The sequence below is a fragment of the Reyranella sp. genome (assembly GCF_004297265.1).
Taxonomy (GTDB): domain Bacteria; phylum Pseudomonadota; class Alphaproteobacteria; order Reyranellales; family Reyranellaceae; genus Reyranella.
In genome coordinates this window covers 100800-122451 of sequence record NZ_SCUT01000009.1, presented here as the reverse complement: position 1 = coordinate 122451, position 21652 = coordinate 100800, and the positions used below count along the sequence as shown (strand labels likewise).

At 67.2% G+C, this 21652-nt stretch carries 19 protein-coding genes; 12 read left to right on the top strand and 7 right to left on the bottom strand.

From position 1 onward, the window contains the following. Nucleotides 1-2 precede the first annotated feature (2 nt). A complete protein-coding gene (gene plsY / locus EPO41_RS03515) occupies nucleotides 3-632 on the bottom strand; it encodes a glycerol-3-phosphate 1-O-acyltransferase PlsY (protein WP_296320501.1) in 630 nt (209 codons plus the stop codon). On the opposite strand from plsY, the gene EPO41_RS03510 reads away from it, so the two are divergent. The 5 genes from EPO41_RS03510 to EPO41_RS03490 all read left to right on the top strand — a co-directional run bounded on the left by EPO41_RS03510 (nucleotide 601) and on the right by EPO41_RS03490 (nucleotide 6609). Then, nucleotides 601-1305: a sigma-70 family RNA polymerase sigma factor gene (locus tag EPO41_RS03510; protein ID WP_296320498.1), complete on the top strand. Its 705-nt coding sequence runs from the start codon at nucleotides 601-603 to the stop codon at nucleotides 1303-1305. The genes plsY and EPO41_RS03510 overlap by 32 nt on opposite strands. A 94-nt stretch (nucleotides 1306-1399) precedes the next feature. Continuing rightward, the gene (locus EPO41_RS03505; protein WP_296320456.1) at nucleotides 1400-2401 is read left to right on the top strand and encodes a FecR domain-containing protein; all 1002 of its coding nucleotides are present in this window, start codon (nucleotides 1400-1402) and stop codon (nucleotides 2399-2401) included. A 104-nt stretch (nucleotides 2402-2505) separates the two neighbouring features. Beyond that, complete coding sequence (locus EPO41_RS03500) at nucleotides 2506-4965, top strand: TonB-dependent receptor (RefSeq protein ID WP_296320453.1); 2460 nt, start codon at nucleotides 2506-2508, stop codon at nucleotides 4963-4965. A 100-nt stretch (nucleotides 4966-5065) separates the two neighbouring features. Next, the gene (locus EPO41_RS03495) at nucleotides 5066-6055 is read left to right on the top strand and encodes a tripartite tricarboxylate transporter substrate binding protein (protein ID WP_296320450.1); all 990 of its coding nucleotides are present in this window, start codon (nucleotides 5066-5068) and stop codon (nucleotides 6053-6055) included. 50 nt (nucleotides 6056-6105) lie between these two features. Continuing rightward, nucleotides 6106-6609, top strand: coding sequence for a YbhB/YbcL family Raf kinase inhibitor-like protein (locus EPO41_RS03490; protein ID WP_296320447.1), 504 nt, complete (start codon nucleotides 6106-6108; stop codon nucleotides 6607-6609). A gap of 26 nt (nucleotides 6610-6635) precedes the next feature. Here EPO41_RS03490 and EPO41_RS03485 read toward each other — a convergent pair whose 3' ends face one another. From EPO41_RS03485 to EPO41_RS03475, 3 genes are all read right to left on the bottom strand, one after another. After that, the gene (locus EPO41_RS03485; RefSeq protein ID WP_296320446.1) at nucleotides 6636-8402 is read right to left on the bottom strand and encodes a CocE/NonD family hydrolase; all 1767 of its coding nucleotides are present in this window, start codon (nucleotides 8400-8402) and stop codon (nucleotides 6636-6638) included. A gap of 12 nt (nucleotides 8403-8414) precedes the next feature. Then, the gene (locus EPO41_RS03480; protein ID WP_296320443.1) at nucleotides 8415-8987 is read right to left on the bottom strand and encodes a TetR/AcrR family transcriptional regulator; all 573 of its coding nucleotides are present in this window, start codon (nucleotides 8985-8987) and stop codon (nucleotides 8415-8417) included. Between the two features lie 117 nt (nucleotides 8988-9104). Next, nucleotides 9105-10886: a sulfatase-like hydrolase/transferase gene (locus EPO41_RS03475; protein ID WP_296320440.1), complete on the bottom strand. Its 1782-nt coding sequence runs from the start codon at nucleotides 10884-10886 to the stop codon at nucleotides 9105-9107. Between the two features lie 123 nt (nucleotides 10887-11009). On the opposite strand from EPO41_RS03475, the gene EPO41_RS03470 reads away from it, so the two are divergent. The 5 genes from EPO41_RS03470 to EPO41_RS03450 all read left to right on the top strand — a co-directional run bounded on the left by EPO41_RS03470 (nucleotide 11010) and on the right by EPO41_RS03450 (nucleotide 16255). After that, entirely contained in the window at nucleotides 11010-12029 is a 1020-nt protein-coding gene (locus EPO41_RS03470) for an amidohydrolase family protein (RefSeq protein WP_296320438.1), read from the top strand. Between the two features lie 349 nt (nucleotides 12030-12378). Continuing rightward, nucleotides 12379-13179: a VacJ family lipoprotein gene (locus EPO41_RS03465; protein ID WP_296320434.1), complete on the top strand. Its 801-nt coding sequence runs from the start codon at nucleotides 12379-12381 to the stop codon at nucleotides 13177-13179. Between the two features lie 58 nt (nucleotides 13180-13237). After that, on the top strand, nucleotides 13238-14362 hold the full coding sequence (locus EPO41_RS03460) for an efflux RND transporter periplasmic adaptor subunit (RefSeq protein ID WP_296320432.1): 1125 nt from the start codon (nucleotides 13238-13240) through the stop codon (nucleotides 14360-14362). Further along, the gene (devC, locus tag EPO41_RS03455) at nucleotides 14352-15539 is read left to right on the top strand and encodes an ABC transporter permease DevC (protein WP_296320429.1); all 1188 of its coding nucleotides are present in this window, start codon (nucleotides 14352-14354) and stop codon (nucleotides 15537-15539) included. Before EPO41_RS03460 ends, devC begins: the two co-directional genes overlap by 11 nt. Nucleotides 15540-15553: 14 nt before the next feature. After that, nucleotides 15554-16255, top strand: coding sequence for an ATP-binding cassette domain-containing protein (locus tag EPO41_RS03450; protein ID WP_296320428.1), 702 nt, complete (start codon nucleotides 15554-15556; stop codon nucleotides 16253-16255). Here the strand turns inward: EPO41_RS03450 and EPO41_RS03445 are convergent. Both EPO41_RS03445 and EPO41_RS03440 read right to left on the bottom strand, forming a co-directional pair. Beyond that, nucleotides 16245-17123 (bottom strand): DUF6492 family protein, encoded by an 879-nt coding sequence (locus EPO41_RS03445; protein ID WP_296320425.1) that lies wholly within the window; start codon nucleotides 17121-17123, stop codon nucleotides 16245-16247. The two genes, EPO41_RS03450 and EPO41_RS03445, sit on opposite strands and share 11 nt — an antisense overlap. A 5-nt stretch (nucleotides 17124-17128) precedes the next feature. Then, nucleotides 17129-17953: a MipA/OmpV family protein gene (locus EPO41_RS03440; RefSeq protein ID WP_296320422.1), complete on the bottom strand. Its 825-nt coding sequence runs from the start codon at nucleotides 17951-17953 to the stop codon at nucleotides 17129-17131. Between the two features lie 261 nt (nucleotides 17954-18214). Here EPO41_RS03440 and EPO41_RS03435 point away from each other — a divergent pair, with 261 nt between their 5' ends. Further along, on the top strand, nucleotides 18215-18934 hold the full coding sequence (locus tag EPO41_RS03435; protein ID WP_296320419.1) for a response regulator: 720 nt from the start codon (nucleotides 18215-18217) through the stop codon (nucleotides 18932-18934). Beyond that, the gene (locus EPO41_RS03430) at nucleotides 18931-20253 is read left to right on the top strand and encodes an ATP-binding protein (protein WP_296320415.1); all 1323 of its coding nucleotides are present in this window, start codon (nucleotides 18931-18933) and stop codon (nucleotides 20251-20253) included. Before EPO41_RS03435 ends, EPO41_RS03430 begins: the two co-directional genes overlap by 4 nt. On the opposite strand, the gene EPO41_RS03425 is transcribed toward EPO41_RS03430, so the two are convergent. Further along, nucleotides 20247-21578, bottom strand: a complete 1332-nt coding sequence (locus tag EPO41_RS03425) for an OprD family outer membrane porin (RefSeq protein ID WP_296320411.1) — start codon at nucleotides 21576-21578, stop codon at nucleotides 20247-20249. The two genes, EPO41_RS03430 and EPO41_RS03425, sit on opposite strands and share 7 nt — an antisense overlap. Nucleotides 21579-21652 lie beyond the last annotated feature (74 nt).

Here is a 21652-nt window from a genome sequence, read left to right as displayed (position 1 = left end):
GATCAGGGGCTGTTGCGCCCCACCTTCGGCTCGGTGCCCGCGAGCAGCCGACCGATATTGGCGCGATGGAGCGCGATCACGTAGAGGCCGCCGGCGACGACCAGCAGGCGATAGGGCAGCGGCTCGGGCAGGAGGCAGACGAGGATGGCGGCCGTCACAGCCGCCAGCATCGAGGCGAGCGACACGATCCGGAAGATCGCGAGCACGGCGACGAAAACGGCCGCTGCGCCGATCCCGACCGGCCACGACATCGCGAGCAGCACGCCGAGCCCTGTCGCCGCAGACTTGCCGCCGGTGAAGCCCAGCCAGACCGAGCGGCTGTGTCCCAGCAGCACGGCGAGGCCACACAGGCAGACCGCCCAAGGCAGCCACACAGCCGGCGCCTGCAGTCCGGGATAGAGCCAGCGTGCAAGAAGAATGGCCGCGACGCCCTTGAGAACGTCGACCAGCAGCACTGCCAGCGCCGGTCCCTTGCCCAGCGTGCGCAGCACATTGGTCGCGCCGGTCGAGCCGGAACCATGTTCGCGGATGTCGATGCCCTTGAGCAGCCGGCCGGCGAGATAGCCGGTGGGAAGCGAGCCCAGGAGATAGGCGGCGGCGATGCCCGCCGCGCAGGCGATCCAGAAGATCATGCAACTCCACATTCGTTCCGGGCGTGCGATGTCGCGGCGAGCATCGTCGCTACTTGTCCAGGACCGCCAGCCTGGAAACAACGAAGAAGTTTGCGCTTCGACGTGGCATGACCTATTGATGCGAACCATTCGCAACCGGGCTTTGCGTCAAGTGAGAAGCGCCGACGAAAGAGCGGAGATCTTCATGCAGCACCGGGCGGCGCTGGTGCGGTTTGCCCTGCCGATCGTCGGTGATCGCGCCCGCGCCGAGGACGTCGTGCAGGAAGCTTACCTGCGGTTCGCGCCTAACACCGGGCGTGCGGCGCATCCGATCAAGGAGCCGCTGTCCTATCTCTACCGGATCGTCCGCAATCTCGCCTACGACGTCATGCGCAAGCGCGTGCTCGAAACGAAACATGGCGAGGACTACTCGCGGTCGGCCTTCTGGACGGTGCCGCAAGAGCCGCGCACGCCGGAGGACGACTTCTTCCTGCGCGAGGATATCGAGCGGATCGACGCCATCCTCGAAACCGTGCCGGCGCGGGCGCGTGAAGCCGTCAAGATGCACCGGATCGCCGGCTACACGCTGGAGGAGGTCGCCGAGCAGCTCGACGTTTCGATCAATACGGCCCATCGTCTGGTGCGCGAGGCGCTGGTCGAGATCGCCGTGGCGCTGGCATCGACCGACGCCTGACCCGGGCCGAAAAGCACACATCGAAAAAATTCGCAGGCTGATCGTCTATGGTCAGGGGATGGTTTGGCCTTGGGCCGCTTTGGATGATCGGACGATGACGGCAAGCAGGCCGGACAGAGAGCTTCTTCGGCAGGCCACGGACTGGATGATGCGCCTGTCGGCCGCGCCGGCCGACCGCGCGCTCCACGACGCGGCCGGAGCCTGGCGCGCCCGCGACCCGGCCCATGCGGTGGCGTGGCGGCAGGCCGAGCGGGCCTGGCGCGCGGTGGCCTTCGCGACGCCGACGGAAGCCGATGTGGATCGGGTGAGGGCAGACGAGGCAGGGCATTCGCAAGTCCCGTCGCCAGCGCCTGCGCCGCGGGCTCGCACCTCGCGCTGGATGATGGCGGCCGTCTCGCTGCTCGCGGTGCTGGCGTTGTCCTTCTACGCGCCGCCGCTGGTCATGAATTTCGGCGCCGATCATGCAACCCGGACGGCCGAGCATCGCAGCGTCGGCCTGCAGGACGGCTCGACCGTCGAACTGGGCGCGGCCAGCGCCATCGGCGTGGAGTTCAACGGCAGCACCCGCGCCGTCAGGCTCCTCAAGGGCGAGGCGTTCTTTTCGGTGAAGCCGGGCGACGCGCGCGCCTTCACGGTGCGCGCGGGCGAGGTCTCGATCGTCGTGACGGGTACGGCCTTCAATGTCCGCCTCGACTACGGAGCCGTGGCGGTCCTGGTCGAGCATGGCTCCGTCGAGGTCACGATGCCGGGGACGGCGGCGAAGACACAGGTCCGGCGAAGCCTGAAGGCCGGCGACCAACTGGTCTCCCGGACCGACGGCTCGATCGAGCAGAGCATTCTTCCTGTCGCCGAGGCAGGATCGTGGCGCCGCCACAGGCTGTTCGTCGATGGTGCCACCGTCGGCGAAGTCATCAACGATCTGCGCCGCTACGATCGCGGCTGGATCGTCGTCACCGACGAGGCCCTTTTACGGAAGCGCGTGACCGGCCTCTACGATCTGCGCGACCCGGCCGAGGCGCTGCGCGTTCTGGTCGGCCCGTTCGGCGCGCAGGTGCGTCCGGTCCCGCGGATCCTGACCGTCGTGTCAGGCTCCTGATCGCCGCCTTTCCCGGGCCGTCGAAAAGAAATCGCAGCTCCACGTCTCTGATGTGACACGCAGCCATCGCCAGCCGTGTCGCAGGAGTTTGCTTCGGGGGCGATATGCGTAAGAGCGTGGCGGTGATGTTGACGGTCGTGGCCTTGGCGGCCTCGTCGAACGCGTGGGCACAGGTCGGGCAAGGCGATCCCGCCGGTCCTGATCTGGCGCAGGCCTCGGGCCAGCAGCGCACCTTCGACATTCCCGCCCAGCGGTTGGCTTCCGCGCTCAATGCCTTCGGCACGCAGGCAGGCATCCAGGTCTCGGTCGAGGCTTCCGTCGCGCGCGGGCTCCAGTCGCAGGCGGTCGCCGGCACGATGAGCATCGACGCCGCACTGCGCCAGTTGCTCGGCGGCACCGGCATCGTCGCGCGCTTCACGCCGGGCGGCGGCGTGATGCTCAGTCGCGCGCCGGATGCGAGCGGCGCCCTGCAGCTCGATCCCGTGCAGGTTCAGGGCGCCATCGTTCCGCAGCAGGCGATGATCGACAACTTGCCGGCCCCCTACGCCGGCGGCCAGGTCGCGACCGGGGGCCAGCTGGGTTTGCTGGGCAATCGCGAGGTCATGAACACGCCGTTCAACCAGACGACCTACACGGCGAAGAAGGCGAAGGACCAGCAGGCCAAGACCATCCAGGAAGTGCTGGCCGACGATCCTTCGGTGCGCGCCATGCGCCCGGCGACCAGTCCCGGCGCCGACGGCGCCAACATCCGCGGGTTTCCCGTCAATTCGACGTCCTGGGCCTTCGGCGGTCTGTTCAACATCATGCCGTCGCTCTCGCCGATGGCCGAACTCATGGAGCGCGTCGACATCCTCAAGGGCCCCAGCGCCATGTTGAGCGGCATGGCGCCGCTCGGTGCGATCGGCGGCATCGTGAACGTCCAGCCCAAGCGCGCGCCCGACGAACCGCTGACGCAGCTCACGGGCAACTACATTTCCGGCAGCCAGTTCGGCGCGCATGCCGACATCGGCCGGCGCTTCGGCGCGGACAAGGAATTCGGCGCCCGCTTCAACGGCGTCTTCCGGTCCGGCCAGACGGAACTCCAGTACAACACCGACCAGCGAGCCCTGGCGTCGCTCGGCCTCGACTATCGCGGCGATGGATTCCGGCTGGCGGCCGACTTCGGCTACCAGTCGCAGTATCTGACCGGCATCGCTCCCTATCTGTCGCTGGCCGCGGGCGTGCAGCTGCCGTGGGCGCCCAGCGCCCGCAGCAATCCCACCGCGCAGCCCTGGGGCTTCCAGGCGCGTACCGACATCTTCACCATGGTGAAGGCAGAGGTCGATCTGGCGCCGAACGTGACGGCCTTCGCCTCGTTCGGCGCGCACGACAACCGCGTCACCGGCGTCTACACGCCCTTCACGACGATCACCAGCTTCTACGGCGCGGCCACCAGCGGCGCGCCCTTCAACTACAGTTCGTGGACGAACTACCTCACGGCCGAAGGCGGCGTGCGCGCCGACTTCGACACCGGCATCATCAACCACGAAGCGGCGGTGATTGGCACGATCTATTCGCAGACCGACGGTTTCAACACGACCACCGGCTCGCAGCCCGCCTTCGCGACGAATATCTACAATCCGACGCTGGTCGGTGTCCCCAACATCGCGGTGCCGAGCGCCAACAAGACGTCGTTCGCGGGCCTGAACAGCCTGGCCATCGCCGACACGCTGTCGGCGGCGGACAAGAGGGTGCAGCTCACGGTGGGCGCGCGCCTGCAGCAGGTGGCGAGCGTCAACTACAACGTCGTCAGCGGTGCAACGACTTCGTCCTACAACGAGACCGCGCTCAGCCCCTCGGTCGCGCTGGTCGTGAAGCCGTTCTGGGACAACGTCTCCTTCTACGCCAACTGGATCCAGGGGCTGCAGCAGGGCTCGATCGTGCAGGCGCCGTTCGCCAATGCCGGCACCATCTTTCCGCCCTACAAGTCTACGCAGTACGAAGCCGGCGTGAAGATCGACTGGGGCACGCTCACCACGACGGCCAGCATCTTCCAGATCGCCCAGCCGAGCATCCTGACCAACACCACCACAAACACTCAGTTCCTGGGTGGCGAGCAGGTCAACCAGGGCCTCGAGTTGAACGTGTTCGGCGAAGTCTCGCCCGGCTTCCGCATCCTCGCCGGAGCCATGTTCATCAATCCGGTGCTGGCGAAGACGCAGGGCGGTGTGACCGATGGCTGGATCGCGCCCTTCACGCCGCAGGTGACGCTCAACCTCGGCGGCGAGGTCGACGTAGATTTCGTGCGCGGCCTCACTCTGACCGGCCGCGCGGTCTATACCGGCGCGCAATACATCGACGCGACAACCTTCCCGCGGCGCATGATGCCGGAATGGACCCGCTTCGACGTGGGGGCGCGCTACGCCTTCGACAATCCGGGAGCGCCCGGCAAGCTGCTGGTGGCGCGCCTGAACATCGACAATGTGCTCGACAACAACTACTGGGCCGGCAGCAACACGAGCGCGCTCTTCATGTTCCTCGGTGCGCCCCGCACGGTGCGCTTCTCACTGACGGCAGACTTCTGACGCGACGTCTCGCGCCTTGCCCGAATCACATCTCCTGAACTAGTGTCCCGCCACACGATCGAAGGGGCGGGAAGGCCCTACGGATCAGGGAGGAATTGTGATGCGGACACCGACTCGTCGCGGGCTCATTGTTGCGAGTGCGGGCGCCCTTGCGGCGCCGGCTCTTTTCACCACGTCGTCGCGGGCGCAGGGTGCGTTCCCGACCAAGCCGATCCGCATCATCGTGCCATATCCGGCGGGCGGGCAGACCGACGGCATCGCGCGTGTCTATGGCGAGTATCTCGGCCGCAAGCTCGGCCAGTCGGTGGTGGTCGAGAACAAGGGTGGCGCCGGCGGCACGATCGGCGTGGCCGAGGTGAAGCGCGCACCCCCGGACGGCTACACCATCCTCTGCACCATCTCCTCGTCGCTGATCCAGAACCGGGTCACGGTGAAGGACCTGCCGTACGATCCGGAGAAGGACTTCACCTATCTCGCCATGACGACCAGCCTGGGCGGCCCGGTCGTGGCGGCCGAGAAGACCGGCGCGACCAACCTCAAGCAGTTCCTCGAGTATGCCAAGAAGGTCGACAAGTTGAACTTCGGCGCCTACGGACCCGGCTCGACGCCGCAGATGCTGATCGAGACGATGGCCAGGCAGTACGGGTTCAAGGTCGAGGTCGTGCAGTATCGCGGCGAGGCGGCGATGTTCGCCGACGTCGCGGCCCAGGCGCTCGACGGCGCGGCGGGCAGTCCCGCCGGTGCGGCGGCGGTGATCGCCTCCGGCAAGGGCCGGGCCATCGCCATGATGGGCGACCGTCTTCCGGCCTTTCCCGGCGTGGCGACGATGGTGGAGCAGGGCGCGGTCGGCGGCTTCTACGAGACGCGGGCCTTCGCCGTCTTCGCTGTCCCGGCGGCGACGCCGAAGGACATCGTGAAGAAGCTCTCGGACACGCTGTTCGAAGCCGGCACAGACGAGAAGGTGAAGGCGCTGATGGCCAATTACCTGATCGTCGGCCCGCTTGATTTCGAAGCGACCAACAAGGTCTTCAAGCGAGACACCGAGATCATGCTGAAGGTGATGAAGGAGATCGGTATCAAGGCCGAGTAGTCGGCCGCGCGACGCTTGCCGGTGCAACCACTCAAGGGGAGATCACAACCATGTCCTTCACCGTGACCAGCGACAGTTTCAAGGAAGGCGCCACTCTGGGCATGGAGCACATCCTGTCGGCCGAGTACGGTTTCGGCTGCGGCGGTGGCAACAAGTCGCCGCACCTGCGCTGGTCCGGCGCGCCCGAGGGCACGAAGAGCTTCGCCGTGCACTGCTTCGATCCCGACGCGCCGACAGGCTCGGGCTTCTGGCACTGGGTGGTGGTCAACATCCCCGCGACCACGACGGAGCTCGCGCTCGACGCCGGCAACCCGAAGGCGGGCCTGCTGCCGAAGGGGGCGCTACAGACGCGCACCGACTTTGGCGCGCCGGGCTATGGCGGCCCGTGCCCGCCGCCGGGCCATGGCCCGCATCGCTACGTGTTCACGGTGTTCGCCGTGAAGGAGGAGACGCTGCCGGTGAACGCCGACACCTCGGCCGCGGTCGTCGGCTTCCAGCTGCATTTCAACACGCTGGCCAAAGCGGCGCTTACGGCCACCTTCGAAAGGAAGTAGGGGGCGCCGTGCGCACGGCACGCGCCTCATGCGGGCGGTGAGAGGGCGGTGACTTCCAGGGTGGTCCTGGCGCCGTGCAACAGGGTGTTGCGCGCAATGTATTGCGGCAGGCCATAGTTCTCGTAGCTGAGGAATCCCTCGCGGACTGAGGCAGCGAGAAGCGCCGGGCGGCTCGCGACGGCAAGTTCCAGCGTGTCACCCGCATGCAGCACGGCGGCGGTCGGAGTCATGTTGACAATCAGGTCGACAGGCTCGCCCGGAACGAGCGGGGTCTTGATCCTGTCATCGATGGCCTGTTCGGCCCTGGTCGAGTATTCCGGCATGACCTGCCGAGTCGCGGCGCGCTGGTTTCCCATCGACAGGCAGTGCCGCTTGCCACCGCGATCGATGCGGTCGAGGCGCGCGATTACATGCGTGTCGATCTCGGTGCTGGCGAGGCCCAGGCGAAAACGAGCCGGCCCGACGAGTTCCATATCGGCCGGCACCTTCCAGGCGAAGCGCAGGACGTGAGGCATGACGCTGTCGGTGCCCGGCACGAGGCCAGGAACCTGGGGCACGGCCAGCCAGTGGCTCGCGGCCTCGGCGACCGGTTCGACCTCGAGGGTGCCCGTGGCGGCGGGATGGAGCGCCAGCGTGCGGGAGGCCGGGGGCGGGAAATCCGCCGCTGTCCCCCAGGCGCTTTCGCCGTCGCCCGCGCCGTCACGCCACCAGCGCACGGCCGGCTGGCGATCGTAGCCATTGTCGATCCCCTTCACGACGTGGTCGAAGAAGGCGAGTGCCTCGAGCTGCCAGGAGTAGGCGGGAAGTTCGTACTCGGCCGGCCCGATGATCAGCCATTTGCGGTCGGCCGGCGTGCCGGCATTCTCAAAGAGGTCGTAGGCGCCGAACTGGTGCAGCGAGATGTTGCCCCGGTTCTGCACGACGACGAACGGCACGTCGATCTGCGACAGGCGGCGAAAGGAGCCTTCGTCGGTCCGGTTGTGCGGATCCGTATCGGTATCGGCGAAGAAGGCGACCAGGTTTTCCAGCGCGCGGGGGATGGGTCGGTTCTTCTTGAACCCCTGCATGATGGAATCGATGCGCGGACGCACCAGATTCCACAAGTACGGTCGGTTGACGACGTGGCTCAGGAGGGCGCGCACCGCCGGTGGAACGTAGAGCTTCACGCCCTTGGCCGTGAAGTTGGCGCCGGTCCACAGGCCGAAGAACTCTATGTTCGGATACCCGGCATAGCGGAAGACATGACGGCGAAAGTCGGTGCAGATCTCGTTGCAGAAGAACGCCTTGAGCGCCGGTGGCCGATGCGCGGCGATCGTCGGCTGGTTCATGCCGTAGTATGACGTGCCGAACAGGCAGACATCGCCGGTCGACCAGGGCTGCTCGCCCGCCCAGGCCACGCAGGCAAGATGATCCTGCACTTCGGATTCGGCGTGCCAGCGCCGCAACTCGCCTTCGGACCGGCCGACGCCGCGCGCCGTCACGACGACCTGCGCGTAGCCCCGGGCGGTGATGACCGGCGGCGACCCGATCTCGTTGGTGCCCTTGGGCACGCCGATCGAGTGCAAGTCTCTGTTGTAGGCCGAGAACTGCACGATTGCCGGATAGCGGCCCGGCTTGCGCGGCAGATAGACGTCTGCCGACAGCTTCGTTCCGTCCTTCATCGGGATCATGACATCGGCAAGCAACCGGCAGCCCAGATCCTGTGCGGCGACCTTGCTCGGTTTCCAGCCTGCGAGTTGCAGGTGGTTGAGCCGGCCCTTGAGGGGAATCAGATTGTCCAGCCAGGTCGTCATGGTCTCGTTCCGTCAGTTCCTGGATTTGCCTTCCTCGGCGAGAAGCTTGAACAGCTTCGCCATTCCCTCGGCGGCCTTGGGACGCAGCGTCGAGCCGCCGAGCGCGAGATTGAGCACCGACAATCCCACCCCCAGGGCATGGACCAGCGCCACGGTATTGGCATCCGCAGGAATACCGATGCGATCGGCGGCTGCGGCAACCTCGCCGCGTATGCCGCGCGTCAGCCGCTCGAAGATCGCCCGCGCATCGGCGTCCTGACTGGCCGCCAGGGCGAAGGAAATGAGGACGCGGCTGTTCTCCGCCTTCTCGAAGGCGGCGCCCATGGCATCCGCCAGCTTCCTGGGACTTGTGGAGGCGGCACGCATCGCAAGTTCCACGCCCGTCAGCTGGTCGGCCGCGGTGCGATCCAGCACGGCGGCCAGCAGCGCCTGCCGCGTGGGAAAGTAATAGGTCAGGTGGCTTTGCGAGATGCCGGCGGCTTTCGCCACGCGCGGTTGGGTCAGGCCGGCCAGTCCATGTTCGCGGATCAGCCCGATGGCCGCCATCAGCAGGCGCTCTCGAACGGCGATCTCGGCGGGTGACATATCGGCGACCCTGGTTGGTATACCTACCAATATAGGGCGTCAACGGCTTGGGACGCAAGTCCCGGTCGCAAGCGGGGCTGGCGAAGTGGCTACGCTCGGACCGGGACTGCTGGCGGCCTACCGTTCATCCAGAGGCGGAAATTTCCACTTCCCGTCCCGGATCGGCAGGAACGACCCGTCGTCGACGCCCACCTCGTCGGCGATCCGCTCGTTCGTCACCTGGTTGAGCGCCAGGATGAGATCTCCGTTCTTCTTCGGATCGACCGCCAGGTTCGCCATCTCGTCGGGATCGGTCTGCAGGTCGTAGACCTCAAGGTCGTTCTTCGCGAGCAGCTCCTCCATCGTCTTCGGCCTGTTGAAGGCGACGGGCGAGAAGTAGCGTGAGAAGCGGTAGCGGCCGTCGAAGATGCTGCGGATCGCGGTGCGATTGCGGAAATCAGGCGGTTGTGCCGCCAGCATCTTCTCCTGCTGCTCCGGCGGCTTGGTGCGGAAGGCACGCATATCGATCGTCATCGCGGCCCATTTTGGGTCCGAGTAGGACAGCATGTCGAAGTTGAACAGCGAGGCGGGCCGCACGGCCTTCGGCTCGGCTGTCTCCGGGTTGCGCAGCAGGGCGGAGAAGTCCTTCCCGCGCAGTCCCTCGCTTGCCCGCGCGACGGCGCCGGCGTCCTTGCCGGTGAGTGCGAGGAGGGTGGGCGTGAGGTCGAGCTGCGAGGTGATCGCCTGGCATTCCTTGCCGCCCGGGAGAGCGGGATGGACGATCATCAGCGGCAGGTGGTTCTGCTGGCGATAGGTGTTGGTGCCCTTGCCGCGCATCTGGTGGCTGCCGCCCAGCTCGCCATGGTCGGCCGTGAAGACGACGATGGTGTTCCGCGCCATGCCGTTGTGCTCGAGCGCCGCCATCAGGCGCTCGACCTTGGTGTCGCAGTCGCGGATGGCGTTGAAGTAGTAGTTGCGCAGGTCGCGCCAGCGCCGGTCCTCGTCGGGCCATTGCCCGACCAGCAGGTCGATCGATTGCTGGTAGTAGAGATGTGCCCTCGGCCGGCCCGGCGCGTCGAATGGCTGGTGCCTGTTGGCAGGCAGGGGGACACTGTCCCAGGTTGCGCGATAGAGATCGTCGTCGGGCGCGCGGGCGATGGGGAGCGCATGTCGCTTGCCCTGGATGTTCTCCGCTCCGACATCTGAGTCGAAATACATCGTGTCGTGCGGGTTCACGAGATTGACGGCGAGGTACCAGGGCTGGCCCTTCGTGCGCAGTGTCTGCGCTTCCGTGCGCAGCCACGTGACCGCGGTCGCGAGCGTGCCGTCGTCGTACTTGTAGCCGCCAAGGGTGCCGTCGATCAGGTCGCCGACTCCGAAGAAGTCCTGGAACCCGTAGGACTGCATGGTCTTGCGATAGTCGAGCAGCGGCGCGTCGACCGGCCTGTCGTTGAGGTCCATCGTCGCCGAGAGATGCCACTTGCCCTGATAGGCGGCGTGGTAGCCCAGTTCGGTGAGCCTGTGGCCGATCGTCCTGATCTTCGTCGAGAGGTCGCGCTGCCAGATGTAGTTGAGATTGTCGGCGATGCCGGTGTGCTGGATGTGCTGGCCGGTATAGACGACCGAGCGCGCCGAGGAGCAGACGCAGGAGGCGGCCTGGTGATTGAGGAAGGTGACGGCCTTCTTCTTGAGTGCCTCGCGGGCCGGCACCGGGAACGGCCATTGCGGGAAGAAATGCTCCTGGTCGACCAGCACGAAGAGGATGTTGTAGCCGGTGGGCATCGTGGCTGTGGAAGGAGCGGCCTGCGCCTGGGCTCGAGAGATCCCGCCGGCCAGCAGGGTCGTGCCCAGCAGGGCCGCACCGGAAGCCATGGCCGCGCGGCGGGACGGGAGGGACGAATCGTCTTCGGGCGTCGTCATCCGGGGCTCCTCGAGTGAAGGTGCCTCATGCTACGCGGATCGGGTGGACGATTGCATGTGAAATGAATTCGGCGTTTTGCGTGCGTCGACGTAGGGTGGGTGCAGTGGAGCAGGGAGCGGAATATGAACTTTCGGCGTATCGCGGTCGAAGAAGCCTTCGTCACGCCCGAGATCATGGCGGAATGGCGCAAGGTGCTGGCGGGCAGCGACGTTGAGCCCGGCTTCGCGAAGATGGGCGAGTCGATCCTGGCGCAGACGCCGGCCAACAAGCCGCTGGACGACCGCCTGCTCGACATCGGCGCGGCGCGCCTCGCCCACATGGATGCGATCGGCATCGACATGCAGGTCCTCTCGCTCACCTCGCCGGGTGTGCAGGTGTTCGACGCCGTGCTGGCGACCCGACTCGCGGCGGAGTCGAATGATGCGCTGGCCGCGGCCGTGCGCGCCCATCCGACGCGCTTCGCCGGCCTCGCCGCCATCGCGCCGCAGGATCCCGGGGCGGCGGCCAAGGAGATCGAGCGGGCCGCCAACACGCTGAAGCTCAACGGCCTGATCGTGAACTCCCACACGAAGGGCGAGTATCTCGACGCACCGAAGTTCCGGCCGATCTTCGAGGCGGCCGAAGCGCTCGACATGCCGATCTATCTCCATCCGCGCGAGCCCGCCGCTTCCTGGGTCGCTCCCTATCTCGATTATGCGCTGTGGTTCGCCGGCTGGGGCTTCGCCGCCGAGACCGGCCTGCATGCGATGCGCCTCATCATGTCCGGGACGTTCGATCGCTTCCCCAGGCTCAGGATCGTGCTCGGCCACATGGGCGAAGGGATTCCGTTCTGGCTGCAGCGCATCGACAACCGCTACCGCCTCGAGACGAAGATCGGCGCCTGCGAGAAGCTCGAGCGCCTGCCCAGCGAATACTTCCTCGACAATTTCGTCATCACGACCTCGGGCGTGACGTCGATGCCGGCGCTCCGCCTCTCGCTCGACGAGCTGGGCGTGGACCGCATCCTCTTCGCCGCCGACTTCCCCTATGAGGACGACGCCGAAGCCGTCCGCTTCATGGACGGCGCCAGCATCACCGAGGAGGAGCGACGCAAGATCTACGAGACCAATGCGCGTCGAGTGTTCAAGCTCGACGTCATTTGAGGCTGAGGGCGTAAGGGACGCGTCTGCTTCGGCGGCGCCGGCATATTTGTAACGGCTTGTAACCAAGCCGCCGCCAGACACGGCACGAAACAACTCGAATCCGTCCAGGCTCCGCGGACTCGCTATAGCGGTGACATGTCCGGTTCCAGAACATCGTTCGCTGCATCGCGCCGTCTGCCCATGAAACCACCGTTGAAGGTCCTTCCGCTCCTGGCGGCGGCCGTGGCTTTGATGGCGGCAGCCTTCGTCGTGGCGCGCCCTCGCAGCGAGCTCGCCTGCGGCAGCGCCCAGTGCCTGCGGACCTCGAGCAGATTACCCGTCGTGCCCCAACCAGGAATAGGAGATTGAAATGCCTGTCGCCATCGTCCTGAGACACCTGATGCCTGCCGTGATCTGTGCAGGTTGGATCGTCGCCGTGGCCGGATGCGCCCATGCGCCAGCGGAAGCCGAGGCGCGCGCGGAGCATGAACGGAACAACGATCCGGCCGAGCCGACGAACCGCGTGATCTTCAAGGGCAACAAGTTCGTCGACGACAATGCCCTGCAACCGGTCGCCCGGGCCTATCAGGAGCACGTTCCAGGTCGAGTGCAGAGGAGCGTCCACAACTTCACCAGCAATCTCGGCCAGCCGGCCGTGGCGCTGAACGACGCTCTGCAGGGCAATTTCAGCCGGGGCTGGAATACCGTCCAGCGCTTCGTGATCAACACGACGGTCGGAGGCGCGGGCCTGTTCGATGTCGCCACGGACTGGGACCGGCCCGGACACCAGGCCGATTTCGGCCAGACGCTGGGCGTATGGGGCGTGGGCCCCGGGCCGAGCGTCCAGTTGCCGTTGCTCGGTCCCTCGAACGTGCGCGACAGCGTCGGCAAGGTCGTGGACTTCGTGGCGAACCCGGTGGGGCTGATTCCGGGGGGCACGATCGCGACGGTCGACACCGCCAGCAAGGCAGCTGGCATCGTCGACGGTCGCGCGCGTGCCCTGGGCGTCACCAGTTCCCTGGAACGCGAATCGCTCGACTATTACGCGACCGTGCGGGCCGCTGCCGCCCAGCGTCGCGCGGCGCTGGTCGCCGAGGGAAGGGCCGGTGAGGTCGGCGACGCCGGGATGAGCCGCCAGACCGCTCCAGGCGCCGGTCCGGCAACGGACTGAGCGTTGCCGCCGGCAATGGCGCAGTCCTCATCGTCACCATGCGTCCGTGGAGCCTTCCATGAAGATATCGCCAAAGCATCTGCTCATGGCGGCAGCGGCTGCCCTGCTCGCGGCGGCCCTCGTCCTGTTGTCATGGCCCGTGCATGCGCCGGCGGCGCCGGCAGCGGCCGCGGCGAGCAGGTTCTCGGCGCGTCCCGCCGGCGAGAGCGCCGGTACCGCCATCGTGGCGCTGGGCCGGATCGAGCCGGCCAGCCGGCTGCTCAGGCTGGACGGACCGCTGGGCAACGACGCCGGCCGCATTGCCAGGATATTCGTCGCCGAAGGCGAGCGCGTGACACGGGATCAGGTCCTGGGCGTTCTCGATACGGAGCCGCGGCTGGCGGCAGCGCTGGCCCAGGCCCGGGCGAACGTGGCAACGAAGAGGGCGCAGCTCGCGCAGAAGCTCGCCGAGTTCGACAATAGCGAAAAGAGCCTCGGCGCCGCCGTCGAGCAGCAGGTGGCCGAACGCGATCGCGCCCAGTGGGACCTCGAACGAACGCGCCAACTCGCCAAGGCGGGGCTCTACAGCGACCCGGCGCTGATCGACAAGCGGCTGGCGCTGCTGTCGGCGAACCGAAAGCTCAACGCCTCGACGCTGGCGCTCGAGCGCATCCAGCAGCGAGACGCGAACGGCAAACGTCTGGAGGAGGCGGTCGTGCGGGCAGAACTGCAGGCCGTCGAGGCAGCCGCCGAAAGGGCCCTCACCGATTATGCCCTGTCGCGCTTCCGGGCCCCGGTGGACGGCACCATCCTGCGGCTCCACGCGCGGCTGGGACAGCAGCTGGGCACCGACGGGTTTGCCGAGCTGGGCGACGTTTCGACAATGGTGGTGCGCGCCGAGGTCTTCGAAGCCGACATCGCCGCCGTTGCCGTCGGCCAGCCCGCGACCGTCACGTCGAGGTCGCTCGCGACACCGCTGGACGCGACCGTCGAGCGGATCGGCATGGTCGTCGGAACCCAGAGCGTCATCCGCGAAGATCCCGCGGCGGTGCTCGATTCGAGGGTGGTGGAAGTGTACCTGAAGCTCGACTCCGCCTCGTCGGCCCGCGTCTCGGCGCTCACCAACCTGCAGGTCCGCGTGTCGATCCGGCGCGTCGCAACGGCCACCGGCCCGAACTTGTCGCGGCTCTCGCGTGCAGATTAGGGATCTGGTCCGCCGCCGCACGCCGCTCGGCTGGAAGCAGCTCGTCCATTCGAAGGGCCGGATGGCGATCGCCACGGCGGGGGTCGCCTTCGCCGTGCTGCTGATCTTCATGCAGCTCGGTTTCATGAACATGCTGTTCGAGTCGGCCGTCATGATCCATCGCCAGCTCAATGCCGACATCGTGCTGGTGTCGTCGACGTCGCGCGACTTCGCAAGTCCCGGCACCTTCCCGCGCAGCCGGCTCCTGCAGGCGGTGGGCGTGCCGGGCGTCGCCGATGCCGAGGCGCTGTATGTCACTCCGCGCGACTGGATCAAGCAGTCGGAAACCAATCGCGGCGAGCGCGCCCAGATGCTGATGATCGGCGTCCGGCCCGATTTCGCGGCGTTCCGCGATCCCGAGATCGCGGCCCAACTGCCTCTGCTCGTCGAGACGGGAACGGCCCTGTTCGACCGCAAGACGCGCGGCAACTTCATTCCATTCCGCCAGGCCATCGAGCGGGGCGAGCGGCCGCAGACCGAGCTGGGCGGACGCACGGTGACGCTGGTCGGCACCATGCAGATCGGTTCGTCGTTCGGCAGCGAGGGCGTGCTGATCGTATCGGACCAGACCTTCTTCGAGTTCGCCCTGAACAGGGTTCCCTCGGCGCCGAGCGTGGGGCTGGTGAACGTGGCGCCGGACCACGACGCCGCAGGGGTCGCGGCGGCCATCCGGGCGCGCTTCGGCACCTATGACGACACCATGGTCATGACCATGGAAGACTTCATCGAGCACTCCAAGGGCCGGATGCGGCGCGACTCGGCGATCTCGTTCGTTTTCACGTTCGGCACGATCATCGGCATGATCGTGGGGGTCGTGATCGTGCTGGAGATCCTGTCCGCCGACGTGCACGACCATCTGGCCGAATACGCGACCTTCAAGGCGATGGGCTTCAGCAACCGGGCCTTGCTCGGCGTGGTGTTCGAACAGTCGCTGATCCTGTCGGTCGCCGGCTTCGTGCCGGGGCTGCTGGTGTCGCTGGGACTCTACGCCGTCGTGCGGTCCGCCCTCACCATGCCGATCGCGATGACGGTCGAGCGACTGGTGCTGGTGTTCGGGCTCGCCGTGACCATGTGCGCCCTCTCGGGCGCCCTCGCCATGCGGCGCGTGCGGAAGGCCGACCCCGCGGACGTGTTCTGATGCAGGAGCCGGCGGTGGAGCTTTCGCGCCTGTCCCATTGGTACGGCGCCGGCGAGACGCGGCGGCAGGTCCTGTTCGAACTGGATCTGGTCATCCCGCGCGGCGAGGTCGTCTTCCTGATGGGACCGTCGGGCTGCGGCAAGACCACCATCCTCACCCTGGTCGGCGGGTTGCGGTCGGTGCAGCAGGGCTCGGTCCGGGTGGCGGGCAGGGAACTCGCCGGCGCGAACGAGGCGCGGCTGATCGCCAACCGGCGGCAATGCGGCTTCATCTTTCAGGCGCACAATCTGCACCGTTCCCTGACGGCGCGCGAGAACGTGCGGATGGGGCTCGAGGCGCAGGGCCGCGGGCTGCCGCCCGATGCCGACGAGCGCAGCGAGCGCATGCTGGCGGTGGTCGGCCTCGCCGATCATGCGAACAAGTTCCAGCATCAGCTGTCCGGTGGCCAGCGCCAGCGCGTGGCCATTGCGCGCGCGCTGGTGGCCGAGCCGCCGCTCATCCTCGCCGACGAACCCACGGCTGCGCTGGATAGGCAGACGGGCCACGACGTCGTCGCGCTCCTGCGCCGTGTCGCCCGCGAGCGCGGCATGACCGTGCTGATGGTGACCCACGACAACCGCGTGCTGGATTTCGCGGACAGGCTCCTCGAAATGGAGGATGGCCGGATCGTCGCCGCCCGGCCGGGCGCGGCCGCGGCGGCGCCGGTCAACCCGTGAAGCGCCGGCTGTAGCTGCGCACCCGCTCGACGGGAATGTGTGCATGGCTCTGAACGACGATGAACGTGCCGCCCGGATCGCTGCCCTGAGGCAGTCCGGCCAGGCGCACGAAGTCGTCCGCCTCCCAGACACACGACCGTTCCGAGCAGAGATGCACGTCGCCGCCGTAGCAGGAATCCCAATGCTGGTGGTAGGCGAGCAGATTGCCCTTCAGCTCCGCGACGCTGGTGTAGAGCGAATACTCCGTCCACGGAACGGTCCCGATCCTGCGGGCAAGCCGGAGCCAGAGTTGCGCGGTGGCGTCGATCGCGCCGTTGGCCATATGCGCGAGAGCCTGGAAGGCGAGGTCGCTGTGCAGGATGTTGGGCGTGACCGACAGGCCGTGGCCCTGGCGATCGTAGGGCACGCCGATCGACCCCGCGACGTTGCGCCACCACGCCTGACCGCTCTTGGGTTCCCAGCGCGACACCGCGCGACCCTCGCGGACGAACGTCCTGCGATCGAAATCCCCGACGCAGACGATGTCCGAATCCAGGGTCAGATAGCCGCCGAAGCCGAGGCGCGCCGGAACGTAGAGCTTGACGATCTGCTGCCGGAACCAGCCCGGCATCAGGTAGAAGGGGCTGAAGGGCGCGAAGAAGTCGCTCTCGGGGCGGACCGTGACGGCCACGGTCTTCGCGTGCGGGATGCTTGCACGAACCGGCGCGACGTCGCGCCGGGGCGTGACGATCAGCAGTTCGAGCGGAAGCGGGTCTTGCCAGTGACGCCCCAGGGAGTCGATCAGGAGGCTGGCGCGCTCCAGATCGTCCCGGCCCCGGATGCGGCGCCGCGCCAGCGGCAGGATGGCTCGGCGAACTTCGGAGAACATCCGTTTCAGAAGCGGTAGCCGACGGTCGTGATCAGCGTGACGGCGGTGTCGGAGACGGAGATCGGGCTGGCGACCGCGCTGCCCCCGAGCTGGGACAGCCGGGCGCTGGTCGAGAGCATCCAGTTGGAGGCGAGAGCGTAGTTCGCCCTGACTTCGAACCCGAAGTTCTTGATCCCGGCCCCGGCGCTGTAGGGCGCGTAGCCGGAGTTGATCGACTGCGTGGCGTTGATGCCGAAATACGTCTGCATGTAGGTGGAGTCGGCCCACGTCGCGAAAAGCCGGCCCATGACCATGAACCGGTCGTCGATGCGCCAGGGTACGCCGAGGCTGCTGTCGATCAGCAGCCCGCTGTTCCCTTCGGTGACGAATTTTGTCAGCGTCGCGCCGAGCAGGACCGGACCGAGCTTGTAGTTCACGAAGCCGCGGACGCCGAGGGCCGCGGGAATGTCTCCCAGGCCGTTGAGGCGCCAGTTGCCCGGTTGGAACAGCCCGCCGCTCTGGTTGCGACCGAAGTTGTAGGTGAGGCCGCCGCCGATCTGCAGCCCGTCGAGGCGCCAGTAGGCACTGAGGCCGAAAGGATCGAGCGCGATCATGTCGCGCCAGATGACGTTCAGGTAGGGCAGGGGCATCACGGCATAGGTGTCGCTGCCTTCGTAGGAGGGCCGGAGTGCCCCGCCGGCACCCAGGGTTACCTGCCAGTCCCTGCCGGTCCGTCCCGAGGCGAACGGATCGTTCAGGGGCTGGCCGGCGGCCGGCGCGACGGCGAGGAGGGCCGCGAGGAAGCCTGCCGGGATGCCGAGTGTCGACACGAGTCTTGCTTGGAGGGTCATGAAGCGTGCGGCTCCCGCGTTGAGGTTCGATGCCTTTGATATGGCATAGGGACACGGCGGCGACGCGACGGCCGGACGGCTCGATTGTCACGGAAGGTATCGGCAGGGCGGCGGGAAACAGTCGGAAACAAATATGTCGGCGATCGAACGCCGCCGTCGATGCCACGGAACCCGTCGCGCGCCCGGGCGGCTGCAAAGGTGCGGGCCGGAAACAATGGGAAACAAATTTGGCGCCGTGATCGGCCGTCACGGGCATGTAGAATGGGCGAAATGCACAGCCCCCACATTCTGATCGTCGAGGATGATGCCGACATTCGCACGATGGTGTCGCGCTTCCTGACGAAGCACGGTTGCCGGGTCACGGCGACGGCCGACGGTCCATCGATGTCCCGCGCGACCGCGACGGCCCGTATCGACCTGGTCGTCCTGGACATCATGCTGCCCGGCGAGGACGGGTTGAGTATCTGCCGACGTCTTCGCGCGACGTCATCAGTGCCGATCATCATGCTGACGGCGGCCGGCGACCCGGTCGCCCGGGTCGTGGGGCTGGAAATGGGCGCCGACGACTATGTGGCCAAGCCGTTCGATCCGCACGAACTGCTGGCCCGCGTCCGCGCCGTGCTGCGCCGTGCGGCGGCGCTTCCCCAGGCCGAGAAGCCGGTGGGACCGATGCGGTTCGCCGGGTGGCAGCTCGATCCCGTGGGCCGCGAGCTGCGCAGTCCGGCGGGTGTCCGCGTCATGCTGACGAGTGGTGAGTTCGACCTGCTTCTCGCGTTCTGCCGGCATGCCCAACGAACGCTGACGCGCGATCAGCTGCTCGATCTCACGCAGGGCCGCGGGACCGAGGCGGTGAGCCGCAGCATAGACATTCTCGTCAGTCGGATTCGACGCAAGATCGAGGACGATCCGCGCGATCCTGCGTTGATCAAGACGGTCCGTTCCGGCGGCTACGTCTTCACGCCCACTGTGGACGCGCGGTGAGGTTCGCTCGGCCGTTCGGCGTGATGAGCCGGGTGGCCACGCAGATGATCGTCGTCCTCATCCTGTCCAGCCTCCTGGCCTGGATCGGCATAGGTTCGCTGTTCGTCACGCTGGCGCCCGAGTCCATACTGTTCCTGTCGCCGACGGTGACCCGGCATGTCGTGAGTGTGTTCAACGTCCTGCATGGTCTCGAGGCCCTGCCGGCGGCCGGTCGCGCACAGCTGATTTCAGCCTTTCAGCGCGGCGACTTCACGGCGAGTCTGGTCGACGAAGCGCCGCGCCTGCCGTCGAACGACGTGGACTCGGAGGGCGAATTCCGGTCGTGGTTCTTCAGCCAGATTCCGCCCGGTGTGGAGGTTCTCGGCATTCACTTCGAAGGCAAGGTGGGCACGGTCGTGACCAGGCTGAGCGACGGCCAGATCGTGGTCTTTCGCCTGGTACGGGACGTCCCGAGCTTCCTGAGCCTGCCGATCGTCCTGCTGGTCACGTTTATGGTCGCGTCGATCATGCTCCTGACGGTGTGGGCGGTGCGCCGGCTCGCCTCGCCGCTGTCCCGATTTGCGGTGGCGGTGGACCGGTTCGGCGGGGATGGCGATGAGGCGGTGCTTCGGGAGGAGGGGCCCGCGGAACTCCGGCAGGCGGCGAGAGCCTTCAACCGCATGCAGCAACGAATCCTGCGCCTGATCGAGGATCGCACGCGCATGCTGATGGCCATCAGCCACGACCTCAGGACGCCCCTCACGCGCCTGCGGCTGCGGCTGGAGGAAGTCGGCGACCGGAAGACCCGTCAGCGCATGCTGGACGACATCGCCCTGATGGACGAATCGATTGCGTCGGCGATCGCCTATGTTCGCGAAGGCGGGACGACGGAAGCGCCGGAAATGGCCGATCTTCCGTCGCTGCTCGAGACGGTCTGCAGCCGGTTCGAGGATGCCGGCCATCCGATCGTCTACGAAGGTCCCCGGCACTATGCGCTGCAATGCCTGCCGCTTGCCCTGGAGCGCGGCATCTCCAACCTCGTGGACAATGCCGTCAAGTACGGCACCGCCGTCACCGTCCGTCTCGACACGACGCAGGCCGGCCGTGTGTCCATCGACGTCGAGGACGATGGGCCAGGCGTCCCGGACGCCGAGAAACCGAGGGTGGTCGAACCCTTCTATCGTGGCGACGATGCACGTCACAGTGTCGGTGGTTTCGGTCTCGGACTGGCGATCGCCGCAACGGTGGCCCGGCACCATGGCGGCACGTTGACCCTGCACGACCGGGCACCCCATGGGCTCCGGGTCCGGCTGGAGATTCCGTCGACCTTGGCTCAGTAGATCTTGAGGTCGTAGTTCAGCACCACCCGCAGTTCCTCGCTGCTGGTGACCGTGCCGCCCTGCCACACGGTGGAGCGGCCATACTGCACGCGGAACCAGAGTCCCCGCAGCGGCTCGTGGTCCGGGCGCCAGTCGACGTGGAAGTCCCATTCGGTCTCGACCAGCGGCGCGCCCGCGGCGGGGGCGCTGGTCCAGCCGTTGAAGAAGTGGGCGGCCAGCGCGATGCCCGGCAGGCCGACCGGCTTCAGCGTGTGCGACAAGCCGATCATCACCGCCTGTTCGCCGGCGCGCTGGAAGCCCTGGATCAGCGCATCGGTGTAGAAGGGGTTGGCGCTCCACGGCGTGAGGATGCCGAGGCCAGGGTTGGTGACCGAATAGCCCAGGGTCAGGATGCCGGTCTGGTAGCCGAGATCGACCTTCATGCCGAGCTGGTTGGTGGCGAAGGCATTGCCGCCGTTGAGCGGCGTCTGGCCGGTGCTGTTCTGGGCGACGAACTGCGCCGCGGCGAGCGCCGTGAAACCGCCGCCGAAGTCATGGCCGACCTTGCCCTCGGTGTAGAAGATGTTGAGCAGGTCCTGGCTGTAGTAGTTGATCGCACCGATCGAGGCCGGGCCCCAGTTCATCAGGGCGCCGACGAGACCCACTCCGGCGTTCGAGGTCGGAGCGCCGGCGGCGCTGGCCATCGACTGGAAGGCGATCGCATCCCGCGGCTTCATGGCATCGAGGTAGGCGGCACCGTAGCGGAAGCTCGGCCCGCCCGCGTCCCCTTCGAACGTTCCGACCAGCCTGTAACCGGAGAAGGTATTCGGCGACATGCGGTTGTCGTGCGCCCCGACGAAGGGCGTGTTGTAGAGGTGCCGGCCGAGCGTGATCTCGTAGGCGTCGCCGAGATGGACCTGGGCATAGAGCTGGCCGAACACCGCATAGCCCTGCTGGTCGGGCAGCAGCAGTCCCGTGTCGCCGTATTGCGACGGCGCGACGATCGGGAAGGACGTGTAGAGCACCGCGCCCAGCGAGACGAGGTCGAACAGCTTGCCGGTCTCGGCCGAGATCGAGCCGCCGCTCGCCCAGGCCTCCTGGATGGTCGCGCTGCCCGGCGGGCGCACGGCGTCGCGATAGTAGCTGCGGGCGTCGATGCTCACTTTCGAGTCGCGCAGGAACGCCGGCGTGTCCTGCCATCGTTCGCGCAACTCCGGAAACGCGGTGAGCGGCGGCGGCTTCGGCGGCGTGAAGATGCGCTCGATCGCCGTCAGGTCCTCCGACGGATTGCGCGGGATCGGATATTCCTGCTTGCTGGCCTGCGCCAGCGCCGTGGCCGGTCCCATGAGGACCGACCCGATTACCCCCACCGCCGCAAGCCCGGTCGTCGCGGTCGATCTCACAGCGGTAACGGGAGGAA